This window comes from Desulfuromonas sp. (genome assembly GCA_002869615.1).
Taxonomy (GTDB): Bacteria; Desulfobacterota; Desulfuromonadia; order Desulfuromonadales; family UBA2294; genus BM707.
On the sequence record PKUH01000093.1, the window covers coordinates 1 to 2,069 of the forward strand.

General features: G+C 56.0%; 1 protein-coding gene. It reads right to left on the bottom strand.

All coding sequences use genetic code 11. From position 1 onward, the window contains the following. Positions 1-296: 296 nt before the first annotated feature. On the bottom strand, positions 297-2,069 hold a 1,773-nt coding region (locus C0623_09295), incomplete at its 5' end, for a biotin carboxylase (protein ID PLX99499.1).

Sequence of the window (2,069 nt, forward strand, 5' to 3'; positions counted from 1 at the left end):
GGGGTAAGTCAAAATCATCAATGGATTCCCCCTTCGGCTACTTCGGCGAGCTCAGTACAAGATAACTCAGGACAGGCGATCGGAGTCGGGAATGACAACCAGTTGGTTTTCTACCGGGGCCCCATGTAAGACCGCCGGGCGATACCGGCGAACTGGAATTATGCTTTCATGGTACGATTGGAAAAGTCTGGCGGTATTAGGGGTGCGCACCATCTATTCCCGATAAAACACGATGAACAAAAAAAGGGGACGGAATAAAATTCCGTCCCCTTTTTATTGACTACAGTATGCTTCGATTAAAGAACCGCGCCGAGATATTCGCTGGTGGTTTCGCGGCGGACGCGCTCGACTTCGGCCGGATCGACATCGACCAGTTTTTCGTCGGGTGAGACCTTGAACAGCGGCTGGCCCTTCTGCACAATCACGCCGTCACTCCCTTCGATCAGGATCTTGTCGATCGTACCGGCAAACGGCGCCGGAACCTTGTTGAACATTTTCATGACCTCGATGATGAACAGCGGCTGATCTTTCTCGAAGTGCATCCCTTCGGTGACGAACGGCGGCAGCCCCGGCGCTTCCTGGCCATAATACATCCCGCCGCACGGGGCAACGACTTCATCGGCCTTGGTCGCCGGCGGCGGTACCAGGATCTTCTTGACCCGGGCCTGCAGATCGGGATCGGTCAGGTAGTCGGGGATCGTAACCTCGAGATCTTCCTCGACCTTCATCTCCCAGAATTTGACCTTCTCGGCGATCAGGAAGATCATTCCGAACAGCTCCATACCGGCTTCGAAACCGGTATGAGCGGCGCGAATCTGTTCCCAGATGTCGGCCTTGAAGCCCTTCGGCGCCTTTTCGTTCTGCAGCATCTCATTGAGCTTGAAGTAATCTTCTTTCTCCAGGCCGAGCTTGCCACGCAGATCTTCGTAGAAGCTGAGCGCCTTCTGCAGAAGCTCGTTGTCATGGCTCCAGATGACTTCGGCAGCCGGCTCGCCTTCCCGGTAAGCCATATTGAGAAACTCATAGGTCTCACCAATGACAACCATCGGGTTGCGCAGCCAGACAACCTTGCCGTTCTTGACCTCGAAATTCTTCTGGTTGATCGACAACCAGCCGGAGAGCATGTGCGGATTTTTCAGCAGCATTTCCATTGGCCGGGTGAGCAGGGTGCCTTTGCGATCAAGCAGTTCCGAGTAGGTTTTGCTGAGCTCGGAATCACCGTCGGCAAGCTTGGCGTAGTGCTTTTTCATCTGCAGGAAGGCAAAAACCGGATCGAGCTTGTTCGCTTCTTCCTTGAGCAGACCGACCAGGGTCAGGTACGGCACAACGAAACGGGTCGTCGGCTTGGCCATGACGTTGCGACCGATAAACCAGTTGACCAGCCCGTAGTGGAAATCGAGGTTGGTCGCCAGGTTGGTGCCGCGAATCTTGGTATTGCAAATGACCGTGGAGAGATAATTGTAGCTGTCGAGACGATCCTCGCCTTTGGTAAGCAACAGGGCAATATTCGAATCGTAGGCCCCGGCGACATTGTACTTCATGAACAGGCCGGTATCCGGATTTTTCTGGCAGATTCCCTGGTCGTCGCGGATTTCGCCTTCGAGCGGTTCCGACCAGTAGCGGATGACGCCGCCGGCATTCGGCGACAGGGAGTCATCGGTTGCGTTGAGACGGGCCTCGGCACCGGCACCGAAACGGGGAATCCGCTCCGGCTTCGGCAAGCGCTCCTTGTGCCGCGCCAGCAGCGCCATCGCTTCAACCAGCGATTCGACGATAAAGAAATCCTTCGGATCCTTCGGGTTGGTGAACTTCAGGCTGTAGCAGAGCTCGGAAACCCGATGCTCAACCTGGATCCGGGTATTGACCTCCATGAAGTAGTGGCGGTCGCGGTCGACAATACACTCGAAGGTCGAGGCCGAATCGAGGCCGACGGCGGCACCAAAACGGGCCGATTCTTCTTCCATCCTTTGGAGAACCATGAGGTCGGTCTCCAGCGCCTTCGCCTGAACCTTGTTGCCGGCCTTCTTCGCCTTCTCGATCTCGAGGGTCAGCCCTTCCTGGGTGACCGA